The sequence below is a fragment of the Streptomyces sp. NPDC003011 genome (assembly GCF_053591515.1).
Map to the genome: position 1 here is coordinate 249,912 of NZ_JBSFTY010000001.1, position 24,592 is coordinate 274,503.

Consider the following 24,592-nt stretch of genomic DNA (forward strand, 5'->3'; position numbering starts at 1 on the left):
CGCCAACCCCGGTCCGCACCCATGAACCGGTCCGCGCACGCCGGTAGGGTCCGGCAAATGATCGGCATCCCGGAGGAGCTCGCGGCGGCCCAGGCGACGTACAACGGAGCGGCGGGCCGCGCCTTCATCGCCGGACTGCCCGCCCTGACCGCCGGCTTCCTGGAGCGGTGGACCCTACGCGTCGACGGACCGCCGCTGCACGGCGTGTGCGCCCTCGTCGTCCCCGTCGTCCGCCCCGACGGCACCCCCGCCGTCCTGAAGCTCCAGCTCCCCGACGACGAGAGCGCGGGCGAACCCGTCGCCCTGCGCCGGTGGAACGGCGACGCGGCGGTACGCCTCCTCGACCACGACGAGACCACCGGCACCATGCTCCTGGAACGCCTGGACCCCACGCGCCCCCTGTCCCGCGTCCCCGACTCCCGCGCGGCCGTCCTGGTCATCGCCCGCCTGCTCGCCCGCCTCACCGCGACACCGGCCCCACCCGGCCTGCGCCGCCTCGGCGACCTCGCCCGGACCATGCTCGACCGGGCCCCCGGGGCCCTGAAGCACGTTCCCGACCCCGGGGAACGCCACCTGCTCGCCGACTGCGCCGCCGCCGTACGCGAAGTCGCCGCCGAGCCCGGCGACCGCCTCCCGCACTGGGACCTCCACTACGGGAACGTCCTCGCCGCCGACCGCGCCCCCTGGCTCGCCATCGACCCCAAACCCCTGGCCGGCGACCCGGGCTTCGACCTCCTCCCCGCCCTCCGCAACCGCTTCGACCCCGCCGAGATCACCTGGCGCTTCGACGCCATGACGGACGTCCTCGGCCTGGAACGCGCCCGCGCCCGCGCCTGGACCCTCGGCCGGGTCCTCCAGAACGGCCTGTGGGAGATCAAGGACGGCCGCCCCCTGGACACGGAGCGACTGGAGATCGCCAGGCGCCTGCGCCGGCACGGCGACCGACAGGGGGAAGCCCAGGTCAGATGACGCCTGACCTGGGCTTCTACTGAGCCTCCTGTCGGATTCGAACCGACGACCTGCTGTTTACAAGACAGCCGCTCTGGGCCGGACTGAGCTAAGGAGGCATCGCGTACGAACACCGTGCGCGAAGGCGGCTCCACTGTACACAGAGCCCGTTTCCCCGGGCCACGAAGTTCCCCTCCCGCGTTGCCCTCCCGCGTTGCACTCCCGCGTGACCGCGGAACTGCGGGCCCGGAGCAGCAGGCCCCCGTGGCTGAGCCAGAAGTGCGTGGCTCTGCCCCGCTCGAAAATTTCCGCGAAGTTCACATGACCAAGGGTGCTGACAGCCAGGCGAACGCCAGGTACCGTCCTGATCCAGTTCACGTCTGTGGACTACACCATCCCGGGCTGTGTTCCGGGACGGCTCACCACCTTCCTACAACGGATCGTCCGGCACGTTCCTGCCGGTAGAAGGGGGCCCTTCACCATGGCCACTGTCTCGTTCGACAAGGCGACCCGGATCTACCCGGGTTCCACCAAGCCCGCCGTCGACGCTCTGGAGATCGACATCGAGGACGGCGAGTTTCTCGTCCTCGTCGGTCCGTCGGGTTGCGGCAAGTCCACCTCGCTCCGGATGCTCGCGGGGCTCGAGGACGTGAACGGCGGTTCCATCCGCATCGGTGACCGCGACGTCACGCACCTGCCGCCGAAGGACCGGGACATCGCCATGGTGTTCCAGAACTACGCGCTCTACCCGCACATGTCCGTCGCCGACAACATGGGCTTCGCGCTCAAGATCGCCGGCGTCAACAAGGCGGAGATCCGGCAGAAGGTCGAGGAGGCCGCGAAGATCCTCGACCTCTCCGAGTACCTGGACCGCAAGCCGAAGGCCCTCTCCGGTGGTCAGCGTCAGCGTGTCGCCATGGGTCGCGCCATCGTGCGTGAGCCGCAGGTGTTCCTCATGGACGAGCCGCTGTCCAACCTGGACGCCAAGCTCCGCGTGTCCACCCGTACGCAGATCGCCTCGCTCCAGCGCCGCCTCGGCATCACCACCGTCTACGTCACCCACGACCAGGTCGAGGCCATGACGATGGGCGACCGGGTGGCCGTGCTCAAGGACGGTCTGCTCCAGCAGGTCGACTCGCCCCGGAACATGTACGACCGGCCCGCCAACCTCTTCGTCGCCGGCTTCATCGGCTCCCCCGCGATGAACCTCATCGAGGTCCCGATCACCGACGGCGGTGTGAAGTTCGGCAACAGCGTCGTCCCGGTCAGCCGTGACGCGCTGAAGGCCGCCTCCGACAAGGGTGACACCTCGGTCACGGTCGGTGTCCGTCCGGAGCACTTCGACATCGTCGAGCACGGCGGTGCCGCCGTCGCGTCCCTGTCGAAGGACACCGAGGACGCCCCGGCGGGCCTCGCGGTCTCCGTGAACGTCGTCGAGGAGCTCGGCGCCGACGGCTACGTCTACGGCAGCGCCAAGGTCGACGGCGACCTCAAGGACCTGGTCGTCCGCGTCAGCGGCCGCGCGGTCCCGGACAAGGGCGCCACGCTGCACGTCGTGCCGCGGCCGGGCGAGATCCACGTGTTCTCGACCTCCACGGGCGAGCGTCTCTCCGACTGACGCCGACCGGCACCGGCTGGGACCGGCTGGGACCGGCATCAGCACATCGGCAGGAAACAGGCAGGACAGTCCCGGGTGATTCCCCGGGTTGACGAGAAGGGCCCCGCGCGCCGCTGCGGGGCCCTTCTCGTTGTCGACAAATACCCCGGCAGACCGGTCATTTCGAGCAGTGTGCGTCAACCCACTACCCGAATAGAGGCACTACTTCATCCCCCGAACCGGTGACTAAATGTCGCCAAATCATTACCCCACGCTACCCTCACTCGCGTGAAGCACTCCACTAACCAACAGACGCGACGCGGCCGGGGCCCCGCCCGCCGGATCGGCCGTTCCCTCGCTTTCGTCCTGCCCGTCGTCCTGGTGCTCTCCGGGACCCTCGCGGTCACCCGAGTCAACTGGTCGGGGAATCCCTCGGACTCGGTGCTCGCGGCATCCGACGCCACCCTGTCGGACGCCAAGCCGCGCGCGCCCCGGGCTCCGCAGGACGTCCTGCGCGACCAGCTCCTGACCGAACTCCAGGAGAAGAACCCGGGCGTCGCGCTCACGCACCTCCAGGAGGCCGTCAACGGCCGTCCGTCCCTGGCGAAGCACTGCGCGTCCATCGCCCGTGCCCTGGGCCGCGCCGCGGTCCGTGTGTACGGGCCGACGCAGGCGCAGTCGTACGCCCGCCCGGTCTGCGACACGTCCTTCGCGACGGGCGTCGCGACGGCGCACAGCTGAGCGCGGTCTCTCAGGGAGGGTGGTAACGGCTGATTGAGGAACGGTCGCCGGCCCCGGCCGCGGGCGGGACGCCAGTACAGTTCGAATCATGACCGATCCGAACGCCGCGTCCCGCCCCGTTCAAGCCGTCGTTCTGGCCGGTGGCCAGGGCTCCAGGCTGCGTCCGTACACCAACGACCGGCCCAAGCCGATGGTCGAGATCCCCGGCACCGGGACTCCGATCATCGGCCATCAACTCACCTGGCTGGCGGAAGAGGGCGTCACGGACGTGGTGGTCAGCTGCGGCCACCTCGCCGAGGTCCTGGAGAAGTGGCTGGACGCCGCCGACCTGCCGGTGAACGTCACGACCGTGGTCGAGACGGAGCCGCTCGGCCGCGGCGGCGGCCTCAAGTACGCCGCGGCGCACCTGCCCCACCCGGACCAGCCCTGGTACGCGACCAACGGCGACATCTGGACCCGCTTCTCGCTGCGGGACATGGCGGACTTCCACGCCGAGCGGGACGCGGTCGCGACCCTCGCGCTGGCGCGTCCGCGCATTCCGTGGGGCGCCGTGAAGACGGACGGCTTCGGGCGCGTCACGGACTTCATCGAGGCACCGCCGACGACGAACGAGATCAACGCGGGCGTGTACGTCTTCGCGCCGGAGTTCGCGGGACTGCTTCCCGAGCGCGGGGACCATGAGCGGACGACCTTCCCCCGCCTGGCGCGCGAGCGCCGTCTCGCCGGTTTCCCGATCCCGCAGGGGGCGTACTGGCGTGCCATCGACACCGCCAAGGACCTGACCGAGGCCGCGAAGGAGCTGGCGGCGCTGGGCCGTTGAGGCCGTCCCTCCGACCGACGGACCTCCTCACCGCCCGCGGGCCGTCTGCGCCGCGTGCCCCTGAAGCCCCAGGCGCTCTGTAGCGCGTGCCTCTGACGCCTCCAGGCGCTCTGTAGCGCGGGCCACTGAAGCCCTTAGGCCGTCTGCGCCGCGGGCCTCTGAAGCCCCCCAGGCCGTCTGTAGCCCGTAGGCCATCTGCGGCGCGGGCCGCTGAAGCCCTTGGCCGCCTTGTAGCCCGTAGGCCGCCCGCGGGGACCGCACGCGCCGCCTCATGGCCAGCGGACCGTCCGCAGCCCCGGTAAGCGGTCTGGAGGGCCGACAGGCCCTCTCCTGGGCCTGCGAGTCGTCTGGGGAGCCGGCACGGGCCGCCGCGTAGCCGCCAGGCCGCCTGTGAAGCCAGCGAGCCAGCCGTCTACAGCCGGTTGGCCGGCCTGGAAGCCCACAGCCGTCCGGGCCGGCAGGCCGCCTGGGGAGCCCACAGGCTCTCCCGCAGCCGGCGGCCCGCTGGGGAGCCCGCGGGCTCTCTCCCGGCCTGCCGGCCGTCGCGGGGTGCGGCGCGCGCTTCTCCGCGCCCCCGAAGGCCTCGCCGCCGCGTACGACGGAGGGGTCCCGCACACCATCGGTGCGGGACCCCTCCGTCGTACGGGCCGGGGAACTCAGCCGGCGGGCGGGCCCAGGATGTCGCCCACCGGCTCGATCACCCCAACAGGCCGCCCACCAGGCCCGGCTGGCCGGAGGAGGACCCTCCGCTGCCGGAGCCGCCCGAGCCGCCCGTGCCGCCGCCCGAACCGCCGGTCGAGCCGCTGCCGCCGGTCGCGGAGCCGCCGGAGGTCGGGCCGGAGGTGGTGCTGGGGGCCTGCTCGACCGGGGAGGTCTGCTGCGGCGGTGCCTGGCCGCCGGTGCCCTGGGTCTGGCTGGGCGCGCCGCCGGTCGCGGTGCCGGTGTCCCGGGTGGCGCCCGGGGTGGTGGCGGTGCCGGCGGACGGAGTGGCCCCCGCCGTGGCGCCCTGGGTGGGCGAGCTGGAGGCCGAGGGGGTCTTCTTCTCCCGCTTGGCGGGGTCCTGCGGGAGCGGGGAGCCGGGCAGTTCGTTGCGCGGGGCCTCGCCGGGTCCGGGGACGATCACGCGGTCGGCGTCCCGGACGGCACCGCCGAGCAGCGAGCCGGCGAGGAGGGTGATCCCGGCGACGACGGCGGTGATCAGGACGCCCCGGCGCAGCACGTGGCGGCGCAGGTCCCAGATGTCGGCGCGGGGTCCGAGGCGGCGCCAGGCGCCGCCCGCGAGGCGGCCGTCGATGGAGTAGACGGGGGCGCCGGCGATGATCAGCGGGGACCAGGCGGCGAGGTAGATGATGTCGGGGGTGTCGTAGGCGGGGACGCTCTTCCAGCTGACGGTGACGAGGAGCGCGGCGGACAGGCCGGCGCCGACAACCGCGGCGACCCGCTGCCAGCAGCCCAGGATCGTGAGGACGCCCACGATGACCTGGAGGAAGGCGATGACGAGTCCCGCGCCGACCGGATGTTCGAGGGCGAACTGGCGCAGCGGCTCGGCGACTTCCCAGGGATGCAGGGTGTTGAGCCACTTGACCATGGAGCCGCGTTCGCCGCCGTCGAAGTAGACGGGGTCGCAGAGCTTGCCCATGCCGGCGTAGATGGAGATGAAGCCGAGGAAGATCCGCAGGGGGAGGAGGACGACGCCCAGGTTCATGCGGCGGCCCGGGTAGTAGGCGTGCCGTGCGGGGTCGTCGCCCTGGCGCTTGGCGGGCCCGTTCTCGTCGCCGTCGTCGCCGTCGCCGTCCTCGTACTCCTCGAACTCCCCGGTGCCGTAAGCGGGTTCGTCGTAGGCGCTGCCCACGGTCCGCATGTGCGGCAGGAGTCGGGTGCCGTCGGGGGCGGGGGTGCGCTGGGCGCCGACCACGGGCGTCTCGACGGTCTGGGCCAGGTCGTCGTAGCCGTCGTAGCCCTCGCCGTCGTAGCCCTCGCCGGCGTAGCCCTGGCCGCCGTAACCGCCGTAGCCGCCGACGCGGGGGATGACCTGGGTGGCTCCGGCGTCGGCGACCGGGGCGGGCGCCTCGCCGTGGCCGACGCTGCCGCCCCGTACGGCCTGGAGCAGGCGGTGGGCGCCGGTGTCGTCGGGGTCGGACTTGCCGCTCCACACGACGGGCCGGCGGCGCGCGCCCGCGCTCACGCCGGGTCTGCCGGCCGCGCCGGCGACAGGCATCAGGGCGGTGTCCTCGGTGGCGCTCAAGTGCCGTGCGATCCGCGGAGATTGATTACGCCGCGTCGACGCGCCCAACTGCACGCGGAAGCTCACATGATTGACGATGATCTGCGCCGGATCGCTCGGCACCTTCACCATGCTCAGCGCGGGAGCGTCGTCGAAGCCCGACGGGCCGTCCCCCGTGGGTGTGCGGGGTGTTCTGGTGTCCACACTCATCTAACCGAGTGACGTGTGGATAGGACACTGCTTTGACTGGGCGGATCTGTCCGGACCCCGTCAAGGTTGTCCTGTCCACCAGGAACACCCCGTATGGGTGACTACGTCGAACAGCCGCTCAGGCGCGTCGGCGTGCGGCCTCGTACAGCACGATGCCCGCCGCGACACCGGCGTTGAGCGACTCGGCGCCGCCCGGCATCGCGATCCGCACCCGGTGGTCGCAGGTCTCGCCGACGAGCCGGGACAGGCCCTTGCCCTCGCTGCCGACGACGATGACGACGGGGCCGCCCAGCGCCGGCAGCTCGCCGATCTCGGTCTCGCCGTCGGCGGCCAGGCCGACGACCGTGATGCCGGCCTTCTTGTACGCCTCCAGGGCGCGCGTGAGGTTGGTGGCGCGGGCGACGGGCGTACGGGCGGCCGTGCCGGCGGACGACTTCCAGGCGCCGGCGGTCATGCCGGCCGCGCGCCGCTCGGGGACGACGACGCCGTGGCCGCCGAAGGCGGAGACGGAGCGGACGACGGCGCCGAGGTTGCGCGGGTCGGTGACGCCGTCGAGGGCGACGATGAGCGGGTCCTCGCCCTTGTCGTAGGCGGCGCTCGCGAGGTCCTCGGGGTGCGCGTACTCGTAGGCCGGGACCTGGAGGACGAGGCCCTGGTGGTTGAGCCCGTTGGTCATGCGGTCGAGCTCGGGGCGGGGGGCCTCCATGAGGTGGATCCCGCCGCGCTCGGCGGCGAGCTGGAGTGCCTCGCGGACCCGCTCGTCGTTGTCGATGAACTGCTGGACGTAGAGCGTCGTCGCGGGCACGCCGTCGCGCAGTGCCTCGAAGACGGGGTTGCGGCCGACGACCATCTCCGAGGTGCCCTTGCCGCCCCGGCCGCGGACCGCGGGCCGGCGTACCGTCTGCTTCGCCTTCGCGTTGGCGACGCGGTTCTTCTTGTGGCCCTTGCGCATCTCGGCGGGCGGGGTCGGGCCCCTGCCCTCCAGCGCCTTGCGCCGCTGGCCGCCACTGCCGACCTGCGCGCCCTTCTTGCCGGACATGCGGCGGTTGTTGGCTGCCATGACCTACCTGTCTCTTCTCTGAAGCCGAAGCGTGCGAACGTACGTGTCTATGCAGTGTGCCGCCCGGACAGCCGGGCGGCACAATCGATCAAGAAAGGGCTCAGCGCGGGCCGAGGCTCCAGCGCGGGCCCTGGGGGCCGTCCTCGATGACGAGCCCGGACTGGTTGAGCTGGTCGCGGATGGCGTCGGCGGTGGTCCAGTCCTTGCGGCCGCGGGCCGCCTCCCGCTGGTCGAGGACCAGGCGTACGAGGCTGTCGACGACCCCGTGGAGGTCGTCGCCGCGGTCGGCCTCGCCGGCCCAGTGCGGGTCGAGCGGGTCCAGGCCGAGGACGCCGAGCATGGCGCGCACCTCGGCGAGGCGGGCCACCGCGGCCTCCTTGTCGTCGGCGGCCAGCGCGGAGTTGCCCTGCCGGACGGTGGTGTGCACGACGGCGAGGGCCTGCGGCACGCCCAGGTCGTCGTCCATCGCCTCGGCGAAGGCGGGCGGCACCTCGGCGGAGGGCTCGACGGCTCCCCCGGCCTTCTCCACCACGCGCTGCACGAAGCCCTCGATCCGCGCGAACGCGGACTCGGCCTCGCGCAGGGCCTCCTCGCTGTACTCGATCATCGAGCGGTAGTGCGGGGTGCCGAGGTAGTAGCGCAGCACGATCGGGCGCCAGACCTTGACCATCTCGCTGACCAGGACCGAGTTGCCGAGCGACTTCGACATCTTCTCGCCGCTCATGGTGACCCAGGCGTTGTGCAGCCAGTACCGGGCGAACTCGTCGCCGTAGGCCTTGGCCTGGGCGATCTCGTTCTCGTGGTGCGGGAAGATCAGGTCCAGGCCGCCGCCGTGGATGTCGAAGGCGGAGCCGAGGTACTTGTGGGCCATCGCCGAGCACTCCAGGTGCCAGCCCGGACGGCCCCGGCCCCACGGGGTCTCCCAGCTCGGCTCGCCCGGCTTGACCGCCTTCCACATGGCGAAGTCGCGGGGGTCCCGCTTGCCGGTGATGCCGTCCTCGGCGGGCTGGCGCATCTCGTCCAGGTCCTGCCGGGAGAGTTCGAGGTAGGCCGGCCAGGAGCGCACGTCGAAGTAGACGCTGCCGTCGGCCTCGTACGCGTGTCCGCGCTCGATGAGGCCGCGCATCATCTCGACCATCTCGGTGATGTGGCCGGTGGCGCGGGGCTCGTAGGTCGGCGGGAGGCAACCGAGCACGGTGTAGCCGTCGTTGAAGGCGCGCTCGTTCTCGTAGCCGATGGACCACCAGGGGCGGCCCTGGCCGGCCGCCTTGGCGATGATCTTGTCGTCGATGTCCGTGACGTTGCGGATGAACGTGACGTCGTAGCCGCGGTACTCGAACCAGCGGCGCATGATGTCGAAGTTCAGGCCCGAGCGGATGTGCCCGATGTGCGGTGCGGCCTGCACGGTGGCGCCACACAGGTAGATCGAGACACAACCCGGCTGGAGCGGGGCGAAGTCACGGATCTGCCGGGCGCTGGTGTCGTACAGGCGAATAGTCACGTGTCCAGGGTAGTAGGCGACGGGGAGTGCCCTGCGACCTTCGGCTCAGGGCGGGCGGATTCGTGACGTTCGCGGCAGCGGCGTCAGGTTCCGGTGCGTGCGACCAGTGCCGTGGCCACCGCCATCAGCCCTTCGTCCCGCCCGGGGAAGCCGAGCCCGTCGGTGGTGGCGCCCGACACCGAGACCGGGGCCCCGGCCGCCTCCGACAGGATCTTCTGGGCCTCGTCCCGGCGCTTGCCGATCTTGGGGCGTGCGCCGACGACCTGCACGGCGATGTTGCCGATGGTGAAGCCCGCCTCCCGCACGATCCGGGCGGCCTCCGCCAGCAGCGTGACACCGGAGGCACCCGACCACTCGGGACGCCCGGTACCGAAGTGCTGCCCGAGGTCGCCCAGCCCGGCCGCCGAGAACAGCGCGTTGCAGGCGGCGTGCGCGACGACGTCCGCGTCGGAGTGCCCGGCCAGGCCGGTGCCCTCGCCCTCCCATTTCAGGCCGGCGCACCACAGCTCGCGGCCCTCCTCGAAGGCGTGGATGTCGGTGCCGATGCCGACCTGGGGAAGCAGCGGTGCCTCAGAAGCCATCGTTGAGCCTCCGGCGGGCCAGGACCGCCTCCGCGAGGACGAGGTCCAGGGGGCGCGTGACCTTGAAGGCCTCCTCGTGGCCGGGGACGGTCACGACCGTCTCGCCGAGCTGTTCGACCATGCTCGCGTCGTCGGTGACGTCCCCGGTGACCGTCTCGTGGGCGCGGACCAGGGTCGCGCGGTCGAAGCCCTGCGGGGTCTGGACGGCCCGCAGACGCGCCCGGTCGGGGGTGGCGACGACCGGTTCCGGCTCGCCCGGGGTCGCGGCCGGCTCGACCTCCTTGACGGTGTCCGCGAGCGGCAGCGCCGGGACGACGGCCACGGCTCCCTCCCGTACGGCCTCGATGACCGCGTCCACCGTGTCGACCGGGACCAGCGGCCGGGCGGCGTCGTGGACCAGCACGATGTCGTACCCGGACGGCAGCGCGTCCAGGCCGAGCCGTACGGACTCCTGGCGGCTCTCGCCGCCGGGGACGACCAGGAAGTCCGTCCGCTCGGGCAGCGCGTCCGCGTCGAGCAGCGACTTGACCTCGCCGGCGCCGTCGGGCGGGGCCACGACCACGACCAGGGAGACGGCACGGGACGCGGCCAGCGCGCGGACCGCGTGGATGAGCATCGGGGTGCCGTTCAGCGCGCGGAGCGCTTTGGGGGCGCCCGGACCGAGCCGTACGCCCCGGCCGGCGGCCGGGATCACAGCGGCGGTGCGGGCGGTCGTACGGCCCTGGGCGGGCGCGGGGCGGGAAACGTCAGACATCGGTTCCTGTCAGGTTTGTGTGCTCGGCCTACGTGGGTATGGCCTCAGCGTGTCGGGTACGACAGCTTGGCCAGAACCCTTCCGTGACCCTGGTCGAGCCGACCGTCCGGGCCCGGCACGCACAGTATCGGGGGAGCTTTCCTCCGGGGTGAACACGCGTACGGCGTCGAAACGCGAACATGCCGCAGCGCCCGGCGACAGCAAATGCGTCATCGGGCACCGCGGCATTTCAATGTGCTGAACTCAGCGGGCTGCTCACTGCGGCCTGCGTCGGTGTCAGGACGCGAGGACCTCGTCGAGCAGAGCCTCGGCCTTGTCCTCGTTCGTGTTCTCCGCGAGCGCGAGCTCGCTCACCAGAATCTGGCGGGCCTTGGCGAGCATGCGCTTCTCACCGGCGGAGAGTCCGCGCTCGCGCTCACGACGCCACAGGTCACGCACGACTTCCGCGACCTTGATGACATCGCCGGAGGCGAGCTTCTCCAGATTTGCCTTGTAACGACGAGACCAGTTCGTGGGCTCCTCGGCGTACGGCGCGCGCAGCACCTCGAAGACCCGGTCCAGCCCGTCCTGACCGACCACATCACGCACGCCGACGAACTCCGCATTGTCCGCTGGCACACGTACCGTCAGGTCACCCTGGGCGACCTTCAGCACCAAGTAGGTCTTGTCCACGCCTTTGATCTGGCGAGTTTCGATAGCCTCGATCAGCGCGGCCCCGTGATGGGGATAGACCACGGTGTCGCCAACCTTGAACGTCATGTGACAGGTACCCCTTCCGTGGCTATCCAGAGTAACACGGAAGCCGCGGGTTCTGAATGGCGTTTTCGCAGGTCAGGGCATATCTCGGGGCTTGACAACAGCAACAGGAACGTGCTGCGCGGGCCGAGCGGGAGAAAGTATTCGCAGGTGGGAGCGGCTCTCCGGGGGAGGTGAAACGCGTACGTTACACACATCCGGAGGACCCCCCGGACGGCCGAACATCCTGATATGTCCGGTTCCAGGCGTGCGACTTCCGCTACTCCGTTCGGCGTCAGGAGTCGGGTCCGAGACGAATCCGGAATTGATCACCGGGGCACCCGGCCGGCCGCGCGGTGATCAATTCCGTGGTGCACGGATTCCTCCACGGAAAATCCCCGGCGGCGTACGGGGGGCGCTTATGTGAATGGCGGACGAGCGCCGGCGCAATGTGACTCGGGAGACAGTTGTGACGCATGTGGCCGCGCAAGCCGAGGAAGCCGACCCGCTCCGAGGGAGGGTCGGGTGCGGTGGCGCGAGAACGGCTCGGTAACCTGAGGCCGCTGACAGACACTTAGCGCGGCTTTACGAGCCGCCCTCGCTCGAGTCAAGGAGTTACCGCCGCCGTGAGCAGCAGCCTTCGACGCGGTGCCCTCGCCGCCGCCGCCATCGCGTTCTCGATCGCCTCGCTCGCCGCGTGCAGCGCCGGCAACAACGCCCAGACCCTTCAGGTCAAGCCGGACAACGCGGCTACGACCGTGGGGGACATCAAGCTCCAGAACGTCGTGATCATCACCCAGCCCGACCCCGAGGCCGAGGGCCCGGCGGTGATCTCCGCCACCGTGTTCAACGGCGGCAGCCGCGCCCAGACCCTGGAGTCGGTGAGCGTCGAAGGCGCCGGCACCGCCGAGATCACGCCCGCCAAGGGCAAGGGCGAGCTGACCGTCCCGGCCGGCGGCTCCGTCGTCCTCGGCGGCCAGGGCAACGCCTCCGCGACGCTGAACCAGCTCGGCGAGTCCGTCAAGGACGGCAACGCCCAGAAGGTGACCTTCGGCTTCAGCGAGACCGGCGAGGTGAGCCTGCGCGCCTTCGTCGTCCCGGCCGAGAGCTACTTCAGCTCGTGGGGCCCGACCGAGATCCCGGCGGCCCCGGGCGGCTCGGCGGAGCCGGGCACGAGCCAGGAACCGGGTGAGGGCACCTCGGGTTCGCCCTCGGCGTCCACCTCCCCGGAGGGCACCCCGGCCGACGCGAGCACCCCGGGCGACGCCGCGTCCGCGAGCGCGACGGAGTCGCCGGCCGCCGGCCACTGAGCAGCCGTACGACGGAAGGGCGGGACTCCCGGATGCTCCGGGGGCCCCGCCCTTCCGTGTCGGCGTCCGTGCCGCTTCCGTGCCACTTCCGTGTCGGCTTCCGTGTCCGTGGCTCACGGTCTGTCGACGACAGACGGTGTGCGGGCTACGGATCGCGGTCTACGGGTTGCTGTATGCGGGTTGCTGTATGCGGGTTGCTGTCTGCGGCTAGGGTCTACGGCTCGAACTTGTAGCCGAGGCCGCGGACCGTCACCAGGTACCGCGGTGCGCCCGGGTCCGGCTCGATCTTGGCGCGCAGGCGCTTGACGTGGACGTCGAGGGTCTTGGTGTCACCGACGTAGTCGGCGCCCCAGACCCGGTCGATGAGCTGCATGCGGGTCAGGACGCGGCCGGCGTTGCGCAGCAGCATCTCCAGGAGGTCGAACTCCTTGAGGGGGAGGTCGACCTTCGAGCCGGAGACGGTGACGACGTGGCGGTCCACGTCCATGCGGACCGGGCCCGCCTCCAGCGCGGCCGGGGTGACCTCCTCCGGCTCGCCCCGGCGGCGCAGGACGGCCCGGATCCGGGCGACCAGCTCGCGGGAGGAGAACGGCTTGGTCACGTAGTCGTCGGCTCCTATCTCCAGCCCGACGACCTTGTCGATCTCGCTGTCCTTGGCGGTCACCATGATGACGGGGACGTTGGAGCGGCCGCGCAGCTGACGGCACACCTCGGTGCCCGGCAGACCGGGCAGCATCAGGTCGAGGAGGACGAGGTCGGCGCCGTTGCGCTCGAACTCGTCGAGTCCGTCGGGCCCGGTGGTCGCGACGGCGACCTCGAAGCCCTCTTTGCGGAGCATGTACGACAGGGCGTCGGAGAAGGACTCCTCGTCCTCGACGACGAGCACACGGGTCACGGAAGGACCTCCGGGGCAGGAAGCGGTTCGTAAGAGGATGTGGGGGGGACTGAGGGGCTGGAACGGCCGGACTCGCCCGCGAGACCGCCGCGGCCGGAGTGCTGGTGCGCGCGGTCGCGGGCGGCCCGCGCCTCCGGCAGCCGCAGGGTGAAGGTGGAGCCCTGCCCCTCGGCGCTCCACACCGTGACCTCCCCGCCGTGCGAGGCGGCCACGTGCTTGACGATGGCGAGGCCGAGGCCCGTGCCGCCGGTGGCACGGGAGCGGGCCGGGTCGACGCGGTAGAAGCGCTCGAAGATGCGCTCCTTGTCCTTGTCGGAGATCCCGATGCCCTGGTCGGTGACGGCGACCTCGATCATGTCACCACCGGGTGCGTTCACCCGGCGGGCGGCTATGCCGACGCGGGTACGGGCGGGCGAGTAGTTGACGGCGTTCTCGACGAGGTTGCCGAGGGCGGCGGCGAGCTGGCCGCGGTTGCCCCAGACGTGCAGGTCGGCGGTGCCGCCGGCGGCCATGGTGATGGCCTTGGCGCCGGCCTGGTGCCGGCAGCGGTCGATGGCCTCGGCGACCAGTTCGTCGACGCGGACGGGTTCGGCGTCCTCCAGGGGATCGTCGTTCTGCACACGCGAGAGGTCGATGAGCTCCTGCACCAGGTTGGTGAGCCGGGTCGCCTCGATCTGCATGCGGCCGGCGAAGCGTTCCACCGCCTCCGGGTCGTCGGAGGCGTCCATGACGGCCTCGGACAGGAGGGAGAGCGCGCCGACGGGGGTCTTCAGCTCATGGCTGACGTTGGCGACGAAGTCGCGTCGCACCGCCTCGATGCGCCGGGCCTCGGTGAGGTCCTCGACCAGCAGCAGCACCAGCCGGGAGCCGAGCGGCGCCACCCGCGCGGAAACGGCGAGGGCCTCGCCCCGCCCGGTCCCCCGCCTCGGCAGATCCAGCTCCACCTGGCGTATCTCCCCGTCCCGCCGGGTGTCCCTGGCCATCAGGAGCATGGGCTCCACGGACAGCTTGCCGCCGCGGACCAGCCCGAGGGCGTACGCGGCGGAGCTGGCCTTGACGACGGTGTCCGCCTCGTCCAGTACGACGGCCGAGGACCGGAGCACGGACAGGACGGTGTCCACGCCCGGTGGCAGCATCGGGTCGGTGTGCAGGGAGGTGCGGGTGGGTCGTTTCTGCTCCCGCTCGCTCCAGCGGAACGCCAGCATGGCGATGACACCGGTGAGCACACCGGCGATCGCTGCCGCTGCGGCGACCGCCGCGTTCACGTCCATGCACCCAGGTTAGGCACGGGATCGCTCAAGGCCACAGCCATCCGAGTGCGACCTCGAACACTCGTCGCCCAGAGTTCACCTTGGAGCCAGTAGTGGTTCATTTGGGGTGCCGGAAACGGACGCGTACAGGCCACAACGTGGGAGCGTGGGGAGCGAAGCACCGGTTGTGCAGGACATACGCACCGGGCCCCGGCCCCCGGTGAGCCCCCGAAGATGACGTACGAGAGGGAACCCTGATGCGGGACGCGTACCACGAGGAACTGGACTCGATCAGCGACAGCCTGGTGGAGATGGCCCGGCTGGTCGGGTCGGCGATCGGGCGCGCCACGACGGCGATCCTCGACACCGACCTGAAGCTGGCCGAGAGCGTGATCGAGGCCGACCAGCGGGTCGACGAGCTCCAGCACGACCTGGAGGCGCGCGCGATAGCGCTGCTGGCCCGCCAGCAGCCGGTGGCGACCGACCTCAGGATCGTCGTGACCTCGCTGCGGATGTCGGCCGACCTGGAGCGCTCCGGCGACCTGGCCCAGCACGTGGCCAAGCTGGCCCGGCTGCGCTTCCCGGAGCGCGCGGTCCCGCACGACCTGCACGCGACGATCCTGGAGATGGGCCAGCTGGCGCAGCGCCTGATGGCGAAGGCGGCCGAGGTGATCATCTCGAAGGACGTCGACCTGGCGCTCCAGCTGGAGCAGGACGACGACGAGATGGACCTCCTGCACCGCACGCTCTTCCAGCACCTCATCGACGACCGCTGGAAGCACGGCATCGAGACGGCCGTCGACGTCACACTGCTCGGCCGCTACTACGAGCGGTTCGCCGACCACGCGGTGTCGGTGGCCAAGCGCGTGGTGTACCTCGTCACGGGCGAACACGCGGACGAGCTCCAGGCGGACGTGCAGCCGGACATCCAGGCGGGGCCTGGGGTGGAGGGCGTCTGAGGCGGGGGTCCTGGCGGGGCTGAGGCGTGCGCGGTCTGAGGCGTGCGTGGTCTGAGGCGTACGTGGTCTGAGGCGTGCGTCTGAGGCGGGGAGGGGCGCGCGCCAGGGGTTCGCGGCTTGGTGCGGCGGTGCCGGGCGTGCGGGGGCCGACTGGCCGGTGCCGGGCGTGCGGGGGCCTTTCGGGGCGTGTACGAGCCACAGTGCGCCGTTGATGCGCCCAGCCCGACGGGCGTCCAATGAGGCACAGGCTCCAGCCTTGAGGAGGGACCATGGCCGAATCCCCCAGCACCCCCCTACCCGACCCCACGCAGGAACGCCCGACCGAGCAGCCCGCCGAGATCAAGAGCCTCCCGCTCTTCGGCGCGTGCGGCTGCGGCTCGGGCTGCGGCTGCGGGTGTCAGTCGGGCAATCCGTGCCAGTGCGGCTGAGCACGGAAGAGCGCGGAAGAGCGCGGCTGACGGTGCGGTGAATCTCGTACGGCAGTAACAACGCGTACGGGAGTAACAACTCGTACGACGTGCATCTCGTACGACAGTGAGGGCCTCGGTGATGAGCCGGGGCTCTTCGTCGTTGCCGGGCACGCTGTGCGAGCCGCTCGGGGTCGCACCGGCCCCCGTACGGGCGCACCATGAAAGGGCGAGCGGGTGAGCACACTCGCGCACGCGGAACGGACCTCGGAAAGGACAAGGAGGTGCGAGGCCATGGCTCAGTTCATGGACGTCCATCACGGGTTCGAGGGCATCACGCCCGAGCAGCTCAGGCAGGCGCACGACGCCGACGCCGCCGTGGAGAAGGAAGAGAACGTGCACTTCGAACGTGCCTGGGCGGACCCCGACTCCGGCACGATCTACTGCCTCTCCGAGGCCCCCTCGGCGGACGCGGTCCAACGCGTCCACGAACGCGCGGGACACAGGGCCGACGAGATCCATGAGGTTCCGCTGTCGATCTGAGGCAGGAGCGGACGGCAGAGACAGAAGCGGACAGCAGACGGCAGAGGCGGACGGCAGAGACAGAGGCGGACGGCAGAGGACCAGCGGCACAGGACAGGGGTGCCGCTCACGACTCGATCCGGCCGCGGAGAAGCGTTTTGCCGCCAACCGCCGGCAATTGGACCACCCCGTCGTCCGGCCCGAGCTAGACAGGAAGACCTGGGACGTTCTCGCCTGACGGGAGGGCCGGCCGGGTGGTGCTGACGATCAATGTGGCGGTTCTGCTGGCTGTCATCATCGTCGTACGGCTACGCCGACGAACCCATGCCCGGAGCCGCACCGACGAGAAGCTGACCGTGCTCATCGTCCTGGTCTTCGGAGTCCTGGTCGCCCCCACCCCCTTCGGCCAGTGGATCCTGGACGTGGTGAGCCAACTCACGCGGGGGATATCGGAGTCGGGCAGTCCGTGATCCCCGCCCATGGAGGCCCGGCAGGCCAGGCCGGGCCAAGCCGTGAGAGGGAACTCACTTCCTGCGACGCCTGCTCGCCCTCTTCTTCAGTTCGGCCCGGCCTCGTTCGGTCCACTCGCCTTGATGGAGGTAGCACCTTGAGGTGCCCTTCACCGTCTTGTTGGCGCAGCGGCCGCCGGCCGTCGTCGGCCAACCACACTTGCCTTGCTTCCACTCGCCCACCCTCAACCTCCGGCAGCCCGTCCTGTGTTCGAGCCTCCAGCGTGTGCCACCTCGCGGACGCAGGGCAGGGCGCGCGACAGACGTCATCCACACATCCAGGCGCACGCGGGTGCGCACACCGGGAGCAGTCCGAGCAGCGCACCCGCTACGGTTCCGACGACGCAGGTTCCGGCCCTCATTCCCGACGGTGTGCCTCGAGACAGCCCCAGCGCAGCGACAAGCCCCCTGCCAGCGGTGAACCCGCAGGCAGGGGGCTTGATCGGGGCGGGTCGGGGGTTACTTCTTCTTGCCCTGGGTCTTGCCGGGGATCTTGGTGAGCTGGGTTTTTGCTGGTCAGGAGTGGGGGACCGTGTGCCTGGTGGTCGTCGTTGGTCGTCATTGGCCACTGTCGAGCAACCTCGGACGGCCCAGAGACGGCCCAGGCAACGGCCCGTTCGGCGGCCTACGAGCTGATGGGCAACTCTCGTGCTCGCTGGCGTGCTTGGGCTCGTATCTCCTTCAGGCGACTGTGGAACGCGTTGTGGCGGTTCTGGTCGAGGTTCAGCGGGAGGTCGAGCTGGGAGATGAGCTGTGACTCCAGGTCCCATGGTTCGCTCTGCTCAATCCAGCACACCCGCGCGTTGTCCGCCATCCACTGGCTCAGGGTGGCTTCGCCGGCCTTGCCGAAGGTCATCCGCTTGCCGCTGCCCACGCGGCGCAGCTCAAGGCCGAGCAGGCATCCGAGGGTGAGCCGCAGCGTCGAGCCGGCCGCGTTGCCCCGGTAGTGGTAGCGCACCCGCTTGCGAAGGTTCTGCGCGCTGGTCCGGTTCGCCATGAACCGCGGGGCTATACCGACGTACAGCAGGCGCCCAGCGTCCAGGTCGGGGTGGGGCGGCTGCTCGAAGTGCCACCCGTAGACCCCTGCCGCCGCCGGTACAGGACTCGGACGAACCAAGACCTCCTGCGCCGACCACAACTGATCGGGACTGACGAGAGCGGTAGCTTCCACGGCATCTCCAGGCGCGCGACGGCTGATCGTCGCAGGCTACTGGTCGCCGCTGGCAGCGTCCCTCGCCTACGTAGCTGCGTGACATCAGCTTGGGAAGCTGCGGTCATTTGGGGCCGGTTCGGGTGCTGACCTGCGCGAATGGCCGAGGTACGGCCTAGTGGGGCTCGGCCCTTTTCACCATGGTTCCCCGGTGTTCCCCGCCCTATCTGGTGCGCTGGTGGTGCGGTACTGAGGATCGATCTGGTGCAGCGTGGGGCCTGGAGGCCGCTCAAGGTCGCGGTGAAGCCGTCCGCCTCTCCTCAACCTGTGCCTCTTCAGGGCCTCCTAACGGCCTCAAGCCCCATCAAATGGTGCGAGCCTGAGCGCGGGTGCGGCTCTCGTCCTCAATCGGCTCCACCTCGATCAGCGCCCACTCGGGGTGGAAGTCGGGGTGATCGGCGTACGCCGCTACGAGTTGCTCGATCACCGGCTGGCGGAACCCCATCCACTGTTTGATGACCAGGCGGCCTGCGAAGGAGTGCTCCCACTCCCCCAGCTCCCACTGAGGCGCGAACACCCAGTCCATGAGCCTGCGCTTCGCCTCGACGTCGGCAAGGATCCGGTCCCGCAACCGGGTCACGTCCTCGTTCTTACTGGCCTTCAGTGCTTTGGCCGCATTTTCGTCCTCACGAAGACGGGCCTTAAGGAACTCCACCATGACATCGAAGTCGTGTCTCATCGCTGCCCCCTTGTCGGTGAACGCTGAGGGGCCATCATCCACCACCCTATGACGCTCCAGGGCCTCTTGCTGGGGCCCGCCACTTCCTACGCGAAACCACTGACCAGCCTGCGCCGTTCGCCCTAGGGTCCAAGCATGGATCACGCCCACGCTGTCGAGACGCTGGAGAACTTCCTGGAGGACGTGAACATCCATGTCTCGAAGATGGAAGCAGCCAATGCTGACCAGGCTGGCGGCATGCCCTGGCCGGACTGGCCTCAAGATCTCGTGATCGAACTCGTGCGGGCTCGCAAGATCGTTGAGGTATACGACCCGCATGCACTCTCCGAGCTGAACCAGTACAACGCCGAAGGTCTCGCGTACTGGCAGCTCGTACGCCTCGCCGTCACCGAGGCGTTGGGGCACGCCAGGCACGCGGATGATATTGACGCGTTCCTGCGTCCCAAATCACCCGTTATTGGGGCGGATATCCTGCATCGTTGGGTGTGGGAGCCGGCCGCACCTCTCTGGGCCGCTGAGGCCCACCAGGATGCCGTCCTCGCTGCGGCCCGCGTGGTGAATCGTCGCCTACAACTGAAACTCGGTCGTCACGACACGGGCGAGATGGATCTGTGTATGCAGAGCTTCGATCCCAAGCCGCCCACCGAGGGCAAGCCGCGGCTCAGGTTCGATGGCGACCGTGACACCCCCACATGGAGAGCCCGGCAGGACGGGGCCAAGTACCTTTCTGCCGGGGTGTTCCTCGGCATCCGGAATCTGGCGGCACACGAAGAGCAGGTCACCTGGACCCAGCAGGAGGCGCTGGAGTACATGGCGACTTTTTCTGTCGTCGCGCGATGGATCGAGGAGTGCACTGTAGAGACCGCGACCTGAGTTCGGCTTCCACTCTGGGCGGTCCTAGGGAGTCACGCCGTCGCCCTCTCGCGGCGCCGGGCCAGCGTCCGCGATGGCGCTCCAGGCGGGCCTCCTCGCGCGGGTCCAGAGCCTCGCGGGTCCAGGCTGTCGCCCGTACGTCTATAGACGCCGCAACGCCGAGATGCACGGCGATGTAGCGCAGGCCGGGCCCTCTCGCCTCCTCGATGGCGCTACGACCAGTGATCTCCACGCACTGGTCGGCGATTTCGAGCGTCTTCTACGCCGCGCTGCTCACCTTTTCCTTATCCAAACCGCTGGCGGCGACGGTGGCCGGACAGCGTAGCCAACCGACCCACGCTACTCACCCGATCCTGCTGGCCTGACACCCGCTTTAAGAGAGAGGCTGGGACGTTGGGACGGTGACCTGGAGCTTCGATGCCCGGTGAGGTGCCCAGCAAATCAACCGTAAGACGCCCTCGTTGACCGTGTCTGACCGCTGCATCTGGCACGGCAGTGGCACGAACCTCAGCCGACGACAGCCAGCCACGACGACGGGTGCGCCGACCAATCAGGCGCGCGTATGCCTCGCTGCACCCCCACCGGCCCCCGCCACGCTGCCGCTGCCGTCGTCCAGAGCAAGCCGCGACGGCCGTACCGTAATGACGGTGCCTGGTCCCTCAGTTTGGGAAGCTACGAGCCTTCAATGACGATTGAGAGCTGAGCTGTGCGAACGACTGCCAATGGCCTAGTTGAAGTTGGTCGCTTGCACCGTGACTTCCCACTGTTTCCACGCTCGTTCTTGTGCGCTTGTGGTGCAGATGCGGGTCGCTGGGGCCTCACCTGCCCAATACTCCCTGGGCTACAGCAATGAACCGCTGAACCATCTCGGTGTAGCTATCGGCGGCCTCATCCGTTTTGTCTGAGGCATCGCTCGACTCCTGCGACGTGTGGTCGGTGATACGCGACTCCTCCCACATGCACCGCCTGAAGATCTCAGCAGCGCCTATGACGCGCCCAGCTGCGGTGATGGCTTGCTCGGGGCCCATCAATGTGATGAGGCTGCTGACTCTGATGAGGGCTTGAATCGACTCGTTGAAGGCGATGAGCTGGTCATGCTGCATGGATGTCACAGCCTTCGAGGCATCCGTGACCGCCTGTGTGGCTGTAATGAACGATGCAAACGCATCACGACGTTGCTCACGTAGCCAGTGACCGTGCTCGGCAGCGGCTTGGTCGTGCACCGTCTGACGCGTGGCCGCGGCGGTCTTCTCCGCACCTATGCGAGCTCCTCGAACAGCGGCTACTCCGCCGGCTACTGCTCCGCCGAGAGCGCCGACCATGCCAGCTATGCCAGCGACGAACGCGGCTACACCTTGATCCATATGGAGGGCATAGCACGTACTGACGAGGAACGGCTAGGGCAGGTAGACGGCGTTGGACACGCCAGCCACCTGGCACAGGACCGGCAAGGCGGCGTCTGCGAACTTCATCCAGGCGACTGCATGAGCGCTGATCACCGGAGACGAACAGTAAAGGCATGGCCACGTCGGGTTGCCCTGACCGCTGGCGGGCACGGCGCACAGCACCAACTGGCTAAGACACGCTGTGTGTTCATGAGAAGCCAACGCCGTTAGGCTTGGGGAGGGTTGTGTACATCGTCACTGGGGGAGCGACGTGTTAGTTGATCAGGACCGCGCATGGTTCCACAGTCAGTTCCTGGCTTTGTGTGTGCGGAAGACAAGTTTCGATTGGCAAGACTTCGTCACCGACCTAATGCACTTGAAGCATGGCCCTGACTTTGTCCAGATCGATCCCTCAGGTCGTGGGGATAAGGGCTGCGACGGCTGGGTTGATGGCCTGATGCTTGCATGCTACGGAGCTACTAGTCCGTCAGAATCATATGTGACGAGCAAAATAAAAACTGACTTCGAGAACGCGGAAAAACACTGGGGCTCCCGCATGGAGAAGTGGGCTTTCGTCTACAATAACGCCAGAGGTCTACCCACGATGGCCGCCGCTGGCATTATGGATTTGAGGCAGGCGAAAAAAACCTCGTCCGTCAAAATAGAAAACTGGCCCCCTCAAGTTTTGTGGGACTATTGCGTAGGTGATGACGTTGACCGCAGTAAACTTGCTTGGATCCTTGGCGCCCCTCCCTCAGAGCACCCTGCCGGAATGTCATATATAGCGAGATGTGTGGAGTCCCTCGCGCGTACACGGTTGGTACCAGATACCGACAGTCCACTCGAAGTTCCCCCAGGAAAAATCGAGCATAACAATTTTGGTGCGGAGGTCGCGGATCTCCTCGTAGCATTCAAGGTGCATACGGGGCATGTCCGGTACTATTTTTCGTTGTCATCTCCCGGCGAGCAAGCCCAAGTGTCTGAGAATCTGCGAGCAAGGTATGACGGCCATCGTGCGCGTTTGGATAGCTCGGACGCAGTATTCCACGCACTATGTGATGACCTCGTGGTAGAGGCTTTTCCGGGTGCGGATTATCCCGATATGAGCCAACAGAGGAGTGCTGCGATGATGGTGGTCACGCACTTCTTTGAGACGTGCGATATTTTCGAGGCTCCGGTGACTGAGTGATGCTTCTCCCTAGTAAATCGATTGCTGCGGACCAAGCGCTAATTGCAGTAGGCGCTCAAATCATGCTGCAGTTGGAGCGACCGGGCTCAGTTAGTGCGGTGTGGCAAAGACTTACGGCGTGGCGCGGCAACAAGAATATGCCCTCCGCGGTTCCGTTCTGGTGGTTTGCCCTATCGCTGGATGTTCTCTTTGCCGCAGGCGCGGTCGTGCTTCAGGATGGCGAATTGAGGAAGGTTGATAATGTTTCGCACCCTGAGTAGTGACCTGCCCAATTTCAAAGCGGCACAGTTCGAGCGCGGTCTAAACATTGTGGTGGCTGAGCGAACTAAGACAGCGAGACGGCAGGACAGCCGCAACGCTGTCGGCAAGAGCAGTTTTGTTCAGGTACTCGATTTCCTTCTAGGGTCTGATGCTCGCCCGGATCACGTACTGCGTAGACCAGAGCTAGCCGATCATTCCTTTAGTCTCGGGCTCGACCTAGACGGCACTATTCCGAGCGTTCGACGAAGTGGAGGTGACCCGAGCAATGTTTCAGTAGACGGAATTACCTTGAAGATCGCAATGTGGCGGCGACAGTTGGGAAAACAACTGTTCGGCCTGACTGGGGCGCCCAACGAACCGTCATATCGGTCGCTGATTGCTTTCTACTTGCGCAATGTCGAAAATGGGGCCTTCGATAATCCCACGGAGGTCCACCGCAAGCAGGCCGCTGTAGCATCACAGGCTCCCCTTGCTTACCTTTTCGGGCTGGACCTTGATCTTCTTGAACGCTCGAAAGAGATTGCGACCGCTGAAAAGAGCCTCAAAGAGCTCAAAAAAGCGGCGAACGATCCAGTTTTGGGCATGACTTTGGGTAAAACGCAAGATCTCGATGCCCAGATCAGAACATTGAGGATTCAGGTAGTCCAGCTTGAGCAGCAGATTTCTGACTTCCAAGTCGTAGAGCAATACTCTGTTCATCGTGCCAAGGCCGACGAGTTGAGCCGAGAAATCCGCAAGATCAACGATACTCTAGTCATGGAAGAGCGCCGGCTGGGAGACATTGAGGCCGCTATTAACCAGGAAAGTGAATCGCAGCCTGATCATTCCTATGTGCAGCAAGTCTACGGCCAGCTTCAAATTACCCTCCCTGACACGGTACTGCGGCGATTTGACGAAGTAGCGGCGTTTCATCGTTCAATTGTCGAGAACAGGAAGCGTTACCTCGAAGCCGAGAGGGCGACCCTAGTCGAAGCTCTGGACGAAATGAGGCTGAGCCTCCAACGTGCAGACACTGAGCGAGCGGAGGTGATGCGGATCCTAGAGGCTGGCGGCGCTCTGGAGACCTATAACGAACTGCAGCAGCAGCTAGCGCAGGTGAAAGGTCGTCTGACGGAGCTGCAACAGCGTCGCGAAACCATCGATAAATGGGAAAATGCTAACAGGCACTTGCAATTGCGCTCAGCCGAGATGGAGCTTCGATTCAGCACGGACCTGAGCGATCGCCGTGCACAGATCGACGAAATCGCGCAGCGCTATTCGTCCTACGCTTATGAAATTTATGGCAGCGAGCGGCCCGCGTCACTGAGTGTCGAGCCCAGCAAATCGGGCTATAACTTTGTACCCACGATTGGTGGCGATAAAAGTCAAGGCGTAAAAAGCATGGCACTCTTCTGCTTTGATTTAACAATGGCGGTGACTGCCAAAAGGGCTGGGCGGGGTCCAGACTTCCTGGTGCACGACAGTCATCTCTATTCTGATGTTGAGGGTCGCCAAATGGCTAGCGCGCTCACCTTGGCTGCTCGCATTGCTGAGCGGGAAGCGATTCAATACGTCGTAACGATGAACTCTGACGACTTGAAGAAAGCGCAAGATGAGGGCTTTAGGGTAGATTTCAAGGAATGTGCCCGATTGTCCGACGCTCCTTACGAGACGGGCGGCTTGTTTGGTATTCGCTTTAATTGAGGCAGCTAGCCTGCTGGCGCGTCGGGCAGTCTGCGGACCTGCCCGGTAAAGCACGACGTTGGGGCCGTGATCTTCGAGGCTCGCGCCAAAGTGGCTCCGTAAAGCCGTGGAGCCGACCGCCTTAGCCACGACGTACTCCTTCTCTGGCATCAGGTGGCTGCATGCTTTTAGCGCGGCACGGGCGCCGGCCGGGCGGGAGCGGGGCGGAGACTGGAGCGCAGGCCCGGCCGGGGGCCGGGCCGCGCGCGGGGAGCGGAGCGAGCCGCCTTGAACCCGTAGAGAAAGTTGT

Annotated in this window: 24 protein-coding genes and 1 tRNA gene; 13 read left to right on the forward strand and 12 right to left on the reverse strand. The window is 68.0% G+C overall.

Features of this window, described 5'->3' with window-relative positions; translation table 11 throughout:
• Window positions 1–21: 21 nt before the first annotated feature.
• Window positions 22–969 carry an aminoglycoside phosphotransferase family protein gene (locus ACWD0J_RS01135; RefSeq protein WP_451493591.1) on the forward strand — a complete coding sequence of 316 codons (948 nt, stop codon included), beginning with the start codon at window positions 22–24 and terminating at the stop codon, window positions 967–969.
• 22 nt (window positions 970–991) lie between these two features.
• Here the strand turns inward: ACWD0J_RS01135 and ACWD0J_RS01140 are convergent.
• Window positions 992–1,067: transfer RNA gene (locus ACWD0J_RS01140), tRNA-Thr, on the reverse strand.
• A 362-nt stretch (window positions 1,068–1,429) separates the two neighbouring features.
• Between ACWD0J_RS01140 and ACWD0J_RS01145 the strand changes: the two genes are divergently transcribed.
• The 3 genes from ACWD0J_RS01145 to ACWD0J_RS01155 all read left to right on the forward strand — a co-directional run bounded on the left by ACWD0J_RS01145 (window position 1,430) and on the right by ACWD0J_RS01155 (window position 4,106).
• Window positions 1,430–2,566 carry an ABC transporter ATP-binding protein gene (locus ACWD0J_RS01145; RefSeq protein ID WP_451493592.1) on the forward strand — a complete coding sequence of 379 codons (1,137 nt, stop codon included), beginning with the start codon at window positions 1,430–1,432 and terminating at the stop codon, window positions 2,564–2,566.
• Window positions 2,567–2,833: 267 nt separating this feature from the next.
• On the forward strand, window positions 2,834–3,286 hold the full coding sequence (locus ACWD0J_RS01150; RefSeq protein ID WP_451493593.1) for a hypothetical protein: 453 nt from the start codon (window positions 2,834–2,836) through the stop codon (window positions 3,284–3,286).
• Window positions 3,287–3,374: 88 nt separating this feature from the next.
• Window positions 3,375–4,106 carry a nucleotidyltransferase family protein gene (locus ACWD0J_RS01155; protein WP_451493594.1) on the forward strand — a complete coding sequence of 244 codons (732 nt, stop codon included), beginning with the start codon at window positions 3,375–3,377 and terminating at the stop codon, window positions 4,104–4,106.
• Between the two features lie 697 nt (window positions 4,107–4,803).
• On the opposite strand, the gene ACWD0J_RS01160 is transcribed toward ACWD0J_RS01155, so the two are convergent.
• From ACWD0J_RS01160 to ACWD0J_RS01185, 6 genes are all read right to left on the reverse strand, one after another.
• Window positions 4,804–6,540, reverse strand: a complete 1,737-nt coding sequence (locus ACWD0J_RS01160; RefSeq protein ID WP_451493595.1) for a DoxX family membrane protein — start codon at window positions 6,538–6,540, stop codon at window positions 4,804–4,806.
• Window positions 6,541–6,658: 118 nt separating this feature from the next.
• Window positions 6,659–7,600: a 23S rRNA (guanosine(2251)-2'-O)-methyltransferase RlmB gene (gene rlmB / locus ACWD0J_RS01165; protein ID WP_451493596.1), complete on the reverse strand. Its 942-nt coding sequence runs from the start codon at window positions 7,598–7,600 to the stop codon at window positions 6,659–6,661.
• Window positions 7,601–7,700: 100 nt separating this feature from the next.
• On the reverse strand, window positions 7,701–9,101 hold the full coding sequence (gene cysS / locus ACWD0J_RS01170; protein WP_451493597.1) for a cysteine--tRNA ligase: 1,401 nt from the start codon (window positions 9,099–9,101) through the stop codon (window positions 7,701–7,703).
• 83 nt (window positions 9,102–9,184) lie between these two features.
• The gene (ispF, locus tag ACWD0J_RS01175) at window positions 9,185–9,682 is read right to left on the reverse strand and encodes a 2-C-methyl-D-erythritol 2,4-cyclodiphosphate synthase (RefSeq protein ID WP_451493598.1); all 498 of its coding nucleotides are present in this window, start codon (window positions 9,680–9,682) and stop codon (window positions 9,185–9,187) included.
• Window positions 9,672–10,436, reverse strand: coding sequence for a 2-C-methyl-D-erythritol 4-phosphate cytidylyltransferase (gene ispD / locus ACWD0J_RS01180; RefSeq protein WP_451493599.1), 765 nt, complete (start codon window positions 10,434–10,436; stop codon window positions 9,672–9,674). The genes ispF and ispD overlap by 11 nt, the downstream gene beginning before the upstream one ends.
• Window positions 10,437–10,712: 276 nt before the next feature.
• Window positions 10,713–11,195 (reverse strand): CarD family transcriptional regulator, encoded by a 483-nt coding sequence (locus ACWD0J_RS01185; RefSeq protein ID WP_003953493.1) that lies wholly within the window; start codon window positions 11,193–11,195, stop codon window positions 10,713–10,715.
• A gap of 602 nt (window positions 11,196–11,797) precedes the next feature.
• Here ACWD0J_RS01185 and ACWD0J_RS01190 point away from each other — a divergent pair.
• A complete protein-coding gene (locus tag ACWD0J_RS01190) occupies window positions 11,798–12,481 on the forward strand; it encodes a copper chaperone PCu(A)C (RefSeq protein WP_451493600.1) in 684 nt (227 codons plus the stop codon).
• 214 nt (window positions 12,482–12,695) lie between these two features.
• Here the strand turns inward: ACWD0J_RS01190 and ACWD0J_RS01195 are convergent, their stop codons facing one another.
• On the reverse strand, window positions 12,696–13,376 hold the full coding sequence (locus tag ACWD0J_RS01195; protein ID WP_015659563.1) for a response regulator transcription factor: 681 nt from the start codon (window positions 13,374–13,376) through the stop codon (window positions 12,696–12,698).
• Complete coding sequence (locus tag ACWD0J_RS01200) at window positions 13,373–14,647, reverse strand: sensor histidine kinase (protein WP_451493601.1); 1,275 nt, start codon at window positions 14,645–14,647, stop codon at window positions 13,373–13,375. Before ACWD0J_RS01200 ends, ACWD0J_RS01195 begins: the two co-directional genes overlap by 4 nt.
• Window positions 14,648–14,883: 236 nt before the next feature.
• Between ACWD0J_RS01200 and phoU the strand changes: the two genes are divergently transcribed.
• The 3 genes from phoU (at window position 14,884) to ACWD0J_RS01215 (ending at window position 16,984) form a co-directional block, all read left to right on the forward strand.
• Complete coding sequence (gene phoU, locus ACWD0J_RS01205) at window positions 14,884–15,585, forward strand: phosphate signaling complex protein PhoU (protein WP_451493602.1); 702 nt, start codon at window positions 14,884–14,886, stop codon at window positions 15,583–15,585.
• Between the two features lie 701 nt (window positions 15,586–16,286).
• Window positions 16,287–16,535 (forward strand): SCO4226 family nickel-binding protein, encoded by a 249-nt coding sequence (locus ACWD0J_RS01210; protein ID WP_451493603.1) that lies wholly within the window; start codon window positions 16,287–16,289, stop codon window positions 16,533–16,535.
• Between the two features lie 233 nt (window positions 16,536–16,768).
• Window positions 16,769–16,984 carry a hypothetical protein gene (locus ACWD0J_RS01215; RefSeq protein WP_451493604.1) on the forward strand — a complete coding sequence of 72 codons (216 nt, stop codon included), beginning with the start codon at window positions 16,769–16,771 and terminating at the stop codon, window positions 16,982–16,984.
• A gap of 664 nt (window positions 16,985–17,648) precedes the next feature.
• On the opposite strand, the gene ACWD0J_RS01220 is transcribed toward ACWD0J_RS01215, so the two are convergent.
• Together ACWD0J_RS01220 and ACWD0J_RS01225 are read right to left on the reverse strand one after the other, a co-directional pair.
• Window positions 17,649–18,020, reverse strand: a complete 372-nt coding sequence (locus ACWD0J_RS01220) for a GIY-YIG nuclease family protein (protein WP_451493605.1) — start codon at window positions 18,018–18,020, stop codon at window positions 17,649–17,651.
• A gap of 517 nt (window positions 18,021–18,537) precedes the next feature.
• Window positions 18,538–18,912, reverse strand: a complete 375-nt coding sequence (locus tag ACWD0J_RS01225; protein ID WP_319122065.1) for a DUF6221 family protein — start codon at window positions 18,910–18,912, stop codon at window positions 18,538–18,540.
• Window positions 18,913–19,047: 135 nt separating this feature from the next.
• Between ACWD0J_RS01225 and ACWD0J_RS01230 the strand changes: the two genes are divergently transcribed.
• On the forward strand, window positions 19,048–19,785 hold the full coding sequence (locus tag ACWD0J_RS01230) for a TIGR02391 family protein (protein WP_451493606.1): 738 nt from the start codon (window positions 19,048–19,050) through the stop codon (window positions 19,783–19,785).
• Between the two features lie 221 nt (window positions 19,786–20,006).
• Window positions 20,007–20,150 (forward strand): hypothetical protein, encoded by a 144-nt coding sequence (locus tag ACWD0J_RS01235; RefSeq protein ID WP_451493607.1) that lies wholly within the window; start codon window positions 20,007–20,009, stop codon window positions 20,148–20,150.
• Between the two features lie 453 nt (window positions 20,151–20,603).
• Here ACWD0J_RS01235 and ACWD0J_RS01240 read toward each other — a convergent pair whose 3' ends face one another.
• Window positions 20,604–21,149, reverse strand: a complete 546-nt coding sequence (locus ACWD0J_RS01240) for a hypothetical protein (protein WP_451493608.1) — start codon at window positions 21,147–21,149, stop codon at window positions 20,604–20,606.
• Window positions 21,150–21,441: 292 nt separating this feature from the next.
• Here ACWD0J_RS01240 and ACWD0J_RS01245 point away from each other — a divergent pair, with 292 nt between their 5' ends.
• From ACWD0J_RS01245 to ACWD0J_RS01255, 3 genes are read left to right on the forward strand one after another with little or no spacing between them, the layout of a single operon-like run.
• A complete protein-coding gene (locus ACWD0J_RS01245; protein WP_451493609.1) occupies window positions 21,442–22,359 on the forward strand; it encodes an ABC-three component system protein in 918 nt (305 codons plus the stop codon).
• Window positions 22,359–22,619, forward strand: a complete 261-nt coding sequence (locus ACWD0J_RS01250; protein WP_451493643.1) for an ABC-three component system middle component 6 — start codon at window positions 22,359–22,361, stop codon at window positions 22,617–22,619. Before ACWD0J_RS01245 ends, ACWD0J_RS01250 begins: the two co-directional genes overlap by 1 nt.
• Window positions 22,600–24,303 carry an ABC-three component system protein gene (locus tag ACWD0J_RS01255; RefSeq protein WP_451493610.1) on the forward strand — a complete coding sequence of 568 codons (1,704 nt, stop codon included), beginning with the start codon at window positions 22,600–22,602 and terminating at the stop codon, window positions 24,301–24,303. Before ACWD0J_RS01250 ends, ACWD0J_RS01255 begins: the two co-directional genes overlap by 20 nt.
• The last annotated feature ends 289 nt before the right edge of the window (window positions 24,304–24,592 follow it).